3 protein-coding genes and 2 pseudogenes are annotated in these 6,580 nt (G+C 33.6%); 2 read left to right on the top strand and 3 right to left on the bottom strand.

What is annotated here, in order from left to right; genetic code table 11:
- Positions 1-965, bottom strand: a 965-nt coding sequence (locus F6K22_RS26870) for an ammonium transporter (RefSeq protein WP_375340199.1), incomplete at its 3' end; no start/stop codon positions are given.
- Between the two features lie 1,067 nt (positions 966-2,032).
- Positions 2,033-2,818, bottom strand: coding sequence for a peptidoglycan-binding domain-containing protein (locus tag F6K22_RS26865; protein WP_293105128.1), 786 nt, complete (start codon positions 2,816-2,818; stop codon positions 2,033-2,035).
- 988 nt (positions 2,819-3,806) lie between these two features.
- Here F6K22_RS26865 and F6K22_RS26860 point away from each other — a divergent pair.
- Complete coding sequence (locus F6K22_RS26860; protein ID WP_293105126.1) at positions 3,807-4,067, top strand: helix-turn-helix domain-containing protein; 261 nt, start codon at positions 3,807-3,809, stop codon at positions 4,065-4,067.
- Between the two features lie 706 nt (positions 4,068-4,773).
- A pseudogene (locus tag F6K22_RS26855) lies at positions 4,774-4,932 on the top strand (transposase); the annotation flags it as partial.
- Between the two features lie 800 nt (positions 4,933-5,732).
- Here F6K22_RS26855 and F6K22_RS26850 read toward each other — a convergent pair.
- A pseudogene (locus F6K22_RS26850) lies at positions 5,733-6,580 on the bottom strand (carboxypeptidase M32); the annotation flags it as partial.

The raw sequence follows: 6,580 nt of genomic DNA, 5'->3' as shown, positions 1-6,580 counted from the left end.
TAGTTAGAACCATGAATTTTTTCTGGTGGGCGATCAGTAGGAAATCTGCCAGTACGAGGTCCAATGACTAATAAAGCTGCCAAAGAAACCCAGCCACCAATACTATGAACAACAGTTGAACCTGCAAAGTCAATAAAACCACGTTGTCCAAGCCAACCTGTTGATAAGCCTATATCAACTCCATTCCAGGCCCAATGACCAAATATGGGATAAATAAAACCTGAAACTACGGAGGCAACAAATAGATAAGCAGCAAATTTCATTCGTTCAGCTACGGCACCAGAAACAATAGTTGTAGCTGTGCCACAGAACATAGCTTGGAATAAAAAGAAGGCTACGTCAAAAGGTTGCAGATCGGTTGCCAAGAAAAAATTACTATGGCCAACTAATCCAGAATATGAAACCCCAAACATTAAGGCAAACCCAAAACCCCAAAAACAGGCAACTGAAATACCAAAATCAGTTAAGTTTTTAATGGCAACATTAATACTATTTTTTGACCTAGTAAGTCCCGATTCTAAACACATAAATCCAGGCTGCATTAGAAATACCAATCCAGAGCAAAGTAAGATCCACAAAATATCAATTTCCTCGTAGGTAGACTGAGATTGTGAGGTTGATAGATTGTTAAATCTGGGTTTATTTTTTCTCTTAATAACAGTTTGAGGATTATAGAAGTTTTGGGGTTTGATAAAATATTCTTCTGAAGATTTAGAAAAAATGGATTTTTCTGGTTGAAACTTAGAATTTTTCCATACTTTACCTTCTTTGATATAAGTTAGTTGTTGATGATTATCTATATATATATTTATTACTGACCCGTATAAAATGGTTAATGTTAGAGCCAGAAAGAATAAAATAATCCCTAAAATAGATTTTCGACGCATGGATTCGGGTCTTAGACCTTTATTTAGTTGGTTTTGTAGTAAGTATTTTCTGTGGTATGCTGCCCATTCATATCGCACAGCGAAACAGCAGTCAGTTGTTAACTATTTGTTACTAGCACAATAGAGATAAAAAGTGGGAATTAGTATTGAGAAGCATCTAAAAAATCAAAATTATGGGCAATTAAAAAAAATGATACCAAATCCGGTTTACATAGGAGGTTTATTGTAAGGGCAAGGCAGAAGGCACTTATGCTGAGGGCAGAAGGGTTAGAAGCAATTGGACAAATTCGCTTTTCATAACCGGATTTGGTATGAAATAAACTGATACATTTACCGATAAAATTACAGAAATTCTCTAGACTGAATTGTCAAATTTGACGTTGATTTTTATAGCTGAATACTTAAGTTGTGTATAAGAACATAAATTTATTTATATTTGATATAAATATAGTAGATATTTGAGGTTGAAAAAAGTAGAATATAATAATTATTATACTGGTCATTTCAGTTATCAGTTATCAGTTATCAGTACCTCTAGCTGAAGCATTCGGGTTACGATTAAGGAATAGCCTCTTTTTTTATCCCTTTAAAAAGGGAGGCGCATACCCACAATTTTTCAGTAAGGTAAAAAGTTATAGGTATTAGAAAACTCTTAAAAACTTAACATAAGAGAATAAAAACAAATCTGCCGTTTCACAATCAGGAATAATCGAATCCGAAAGTAGATATTTTTGGACAACTATTTCCTGAATATATCTACAGTTGAAAAACTCCGATCATTCTTTAATGTTAAAACCCACAAATCTACTTAATGACTCCGAAAAATACTGTATTCAAATTCAATATAGAGGATAATTTTTAACTTTATTCAAAGTTGATTTTGGTAGTATTTAAGAATACAGAAGTCCTGATATTGAAGTTAGTGGGATAGATGCTCTAAGGTTAAATTTGATTGTATATCCATATTCAGTATATCATATTTTTAGCCCAATATAGTTAATATTCATAGACATAACAAAGCAATCAGCGATTTTTATATTTTTCGCTGATTGCTCTTTATAAAGTTGACATATTTTTGCTCTAATTATGGTCTGATAAGTAGTAAATTATCAGACAGAAAAAGTATGAGTTAGTTAAATTGAGTCTTACTTCTGACTGAAAGCTGCCCAGGTCTTTTGATTAACTATCCCATCAGCCTTCATTCCTTGAGATTTTTGAAATTCTTTAACTGCTCCTGTAGTTTTCACTCCAAATACTCCATCAATTGGCCCTGGATTAAAGCCCATTTTTTCCAGACGAATTTGTAAGGTTTTGACTTTAGAACCCTTGTCTCCTTTGGCTAATATCTTTTCTATTTCGACTACTTGATTTTGCCTTGGGATTGGTAATTTTTCTCTTTGAATGGTTCGACGAGAGGCAAATGATGGTTGAGCTAAAGCTGTCCAAGTGGCCTCATCAACGATACCTGTGACACTGAACCCCGCGGACTTTTGAAAAGCTTTCACTGCTTTTGTTGTACGGGCACCAAATACGCTATCTACAGCACCTGGGTTAAAACCTCTAGCTTGCAAACGTCTTTGTACTGCCCATACTTCTGCACCTCGGGAACCCTCTGATATATTCTTTTGATTTTTTTGTTTTTGAGGAACACCGGAATAGAAAGGTTTAGAGAATAGTTCAGGTTGAGTAGGTTTACCGAAAAATCTAGAATTTCTTGGAATAAAAGGTATCAGAAAATTTTGATTTTTTTGTTTTTGTGGCAATTTATTTTTGATTCTATCTGAATTATTGGAATTTAATCGACGAATTAAGCTTCCTTCTTTTTCTGTTGTCGAATATTTTGTTTTATTAGAAGCAATTGCCCTGTTGGGGGTAAAGCTAAACAGGGCGACTAAACTTAATAGAGTAGTAATAGTAGGGACACGCATCATAATAATTTTGTTGTGATGATTACTGTTTTTGACTGAAAACCCTGACTCTTAATCAAATAACTTTCGTGACTTTTGCAATTCAGACTTTAGCTACAATTATTTAAGGCTAAAAACCCACTATAGCTATATACTTAATATTATCATCTTCTATACATTTTCAAATGATATATGAAACAGAATCCTGATTTCTCATAACCAGAAAAAATACCTTGAGATATTTCCTATTGTTGCCTGTTTTCTGTTCCCTGTTCCCTGTTGTCATTAATCCTAAGTTGAAATCTCGGCCGGCAAATACTAAAATATTATGATATGAAACTTTTTGTATATTTTTTTGTACTGGATTTAGTTATTGTTAATTACTTGAGTTAATCTGATTATCCGGAATGAGTAATTAAATACTTACCTGTCATCACCCCCTAGATATATTATACCAACTGGCAATTTTATCAAACTGCATTTGTTGGAAACAGCTTAAGGGGGAACAGGGAATAAAGATTGATCTTCAATAATTAATAATTACCTCTTAATTTTTAAGAAGAGGATTGGTTAAAAGGAAATTTGGCGTTGGTGATGCGTGGCTATGATTATGTATTAATTTTCCATTAATGCTAATTGCCTAACTATTAACATTGAGCATTTTATATTTGGCAAAATTTAGGTTTCATAGCTTGATTCACCAAAGCCGGAATTTTTTTTCTTTTCTCTTGGTCAAAGGGAAGGGAAACCCGAAGAATGCATAGCAAATCCACAATTCAAGTCGGCAAGTTGCCGAAGTGCATTTGCGTTTTGCTGCCCTACATGAAAAGCATTCCGATAGGAAAGTTATGCGCTAGTAAAGTTGTGAAATAATTCCTTTAAATTAGTCTATGGTCAAAGTTTTTATTTGATCAAATCTTACTTTTAACTTTTAAGTAGTCGTGCAAAATTAATTACACATATTTAACAAAGGAATATTTCCTATAAAAAGGAAATATAGATTTATAACTTTATGAGATTCATTAGAGACTTTATACCAGAAAGTAGAAAGCTTCTAGAAAGAATAAGTCACCATAGTAATTGTTCTCAAGTTAGAGACCGAGCTACATGTCTAATATTGAGTGGTCAAGGATTTTATATTAAGGAATTAATGAAAATATTTAAAGTCAGCAGAAAAACAATTTTTAATTGGTTGAGTCGATGGGAATATCGAGGAAGATTAGGACTCTATAATCAAACAGGAAGAGGTAGAAAGCCGAAATTAAACCCTTGACAAAAAGAAAAAGTTAAAAACTGGGTAAAATCTGAACCAAAAGCACTTAATAAAATCCAAAATAAAATTCAAAAAACTTGGGAAATAAATGTAAGTAAAGACACAATAAAAAGAATTATAAAAAAGCTAGTTATGAGGTGGAAGAGGATGAAAAGAGGCATGAGCAAAACTCCTGATGAATAGGAACTAGAGGTAAAGATTCCTAGGCTAGAAGAACTAAAAAATCCAGAAAAAAAAGGATAAATTGACTTAAGATACTTAGATGAAAGTAGATTTTCTTTAAAACCATATATTCCCTAATGGATGGCAAGAGAAAGGAAAAACAATAACTTGTAAAAGTTGTCATAGTAAACAAGTAAATATTTGAGGATTAATGAATCACAAAAACGAATTATGTTATACAAATTGATAAATTTTTGCTACAAATAGCTGGGCTATTTCTTAGGAATCAGGAGTCAGGAGTAAGAATGAATAGCTTCGGTGCGATTTGTTAGTTCATAAATCATCTTTTTAGTCAAAGGGACATCTCCTGTAAAATCTTTATTATCGCTCTTATTATTCGTAACATTCTTTTTTCACGCTTGGTATTATGAAATAGTCAAGAGACATATTAATAGTGAAGTTGTGATGAATTTTTGGGAGAAATTTAGTCATAACTTGTTCCAAAGAACTGTAGTCACAATGGAACAAGCTTCAATTCAAAAAGAGCGAGCGTATGCTGAATAAATTAGAAGAATGGAAGTCAAAAAAATTAAAAATATTTGGGTTGCCGACCTATTCACCTAAACAAAATATAATTGAAATATTATGGAAATTTATCAAATATGAATGGATTGAAGTAGGGGATACTCGAAAACTGGAATAGCTTACTTCAATATCTCGAAAAAGTGCTTGATAATTTAGGAACAGAATATGTAATTAATTTTGCATGGGTACTTAACTTTTAACTTCCGTGAAACGGTATAATAGCGAGTAATTATGATTTCGATTTCCTATATGTAGTAAATATTTATCGCGGACTGTATGATAATTGTTAGAATGACAATTAAAAAGACTCAATTTTAAGTATCAAGGCTAAATTACTTGTGATTTATATACTGACTATTCAGTTATATTTCATATTGCTTAAGTAGGGTTTGCTTATGGAAAGTATGAGTGGTAGGGGTAGGAGACAGGAGACAGGAGACAGGAGACAGGAGAAATGGAAATTATAGAGGAGGTAGTCGTAAAAATTGTAAGAGTGATTTTTCTGCCATAATCATCCCAAAATACCAGCTTTTTGAGCTTTTTAGACCGAAACAGGCGCGCTTTTTTAGACCAAAAAAGGCTGAAACTAATATCTATCAGTGCTTTGATATTTAATCAGCCAGCCCTAAGTAGAACGGTGCAAAAAAAACAGAAGTATGTAACGAAAAGTAAATTAACCTAAAACTCTCTTCCCTTCTGCCTCCTGCCTTTTTATAACGATAATTTTCAACACCGACCTACTTATATTGGTAGCCCTTCTCTTGGATCTGTCGTTGAGGCAGGGTAATACCGCTGTTACCAGTTAAAGTATTCCTTACCTCCACAAAATCTTGAATTATTAAATCAGTAATCAGCCAAAAATATTAGAGAAAAAATCTTAATCTCAGCTTTATTTCCTGTTTTGAACAAACTTTTTTGTCAAGCAACTATTGGAAGTTTAAGATGATATATATTGCTATATTTATCTTGAATGTAACGGATAAACGGATCGATACTTAAAGGTTTGCCTGTTACCCGATTAATTAGTTCATTTGCGGTATACTTACGACCATGTTGATAAATATTGTGTTTCAACCATTTATGCAGAAGAGTAAAATTACCTCGTTCAATACCAAAAGTAACTTCTGGGTCAAATTTAACTGAAGCCTCATAAATTTGAGCAGCTATTAAGTTTCCTAAAGTATAGCCTTGAAACATTCCGCCAACCATATCTCCATACCAATGTACATCTTGCATTACCCCTTCACTATCATTGGCAGGAACAAGACCTAAATCTGTTTTATAACGTTCATTCCAGGCCTCGGGAAGGTCTTTTACAGCTAACTTCCCCTCCAACATAGCTAACTCTAAATCAAATCTAATCATCACATGAAGATTATATGTCACCTCATCAGCATCAGTACGAATCGGAGAGTTCGCCACCTTATTAATAGCCCGATAAAATTCGGAAGCAGAAACACGACTAAGTTGCTTGAGGAAAATACCCTGTAGTTGGGGATAAAAACATTCCCAAAATCCACGACTACGACCTACTATATTTTCCCACAATCTGGATTGGCTTTCATGGATACCGCTAGAACTTCCTTCAGCAAGGGGAGTACCCTCTAATTCCAGAGCGATACCTTGTTCATATAGGGCATGGCCTACTTCATGGATGGTACTAAATAGAGCTTCAGTAAAGTTATCTTCATACACGCTGGTCGTAATACTAACATCCCCAATAGAAAAGCTAGAGGTAAAGGGATGGGGTGTTTCATCTTGTCGCC

Origin of the sequence: Okeania sp. SIO2F4 (assembly GCF_010672385.1) — a bacterium.
Taxonomy (GTDB): domain Bacteria; phylum Cyanobacteriota; class Cyanobacteriia; order Cyanobacteriales; family Microcoleaceae; genus Trichodesmium.
Note: the sequence above shows the minus strand (reverse complement) of the source record. Positions and strands in the feature narration are given on the sequence as shown.

Excerpts from the sequence above, each read along its gene's own strand:
- F6K22_RS26865 (WP_293105128.1), bottom strand. The coding sequence starts at position 2,818 with ATGATGCGTGTCCCTACTATTACTACTCTATTAAGTTTAGTCGCCCTG.
- F6K22_RS26860 (WP_293105126.1), top strand. The coding sequence starts at position 3,807 with ATGAGATTCATTAGAGACTTTATACCAGAAAGTAGAAAGCTTCTAGAA.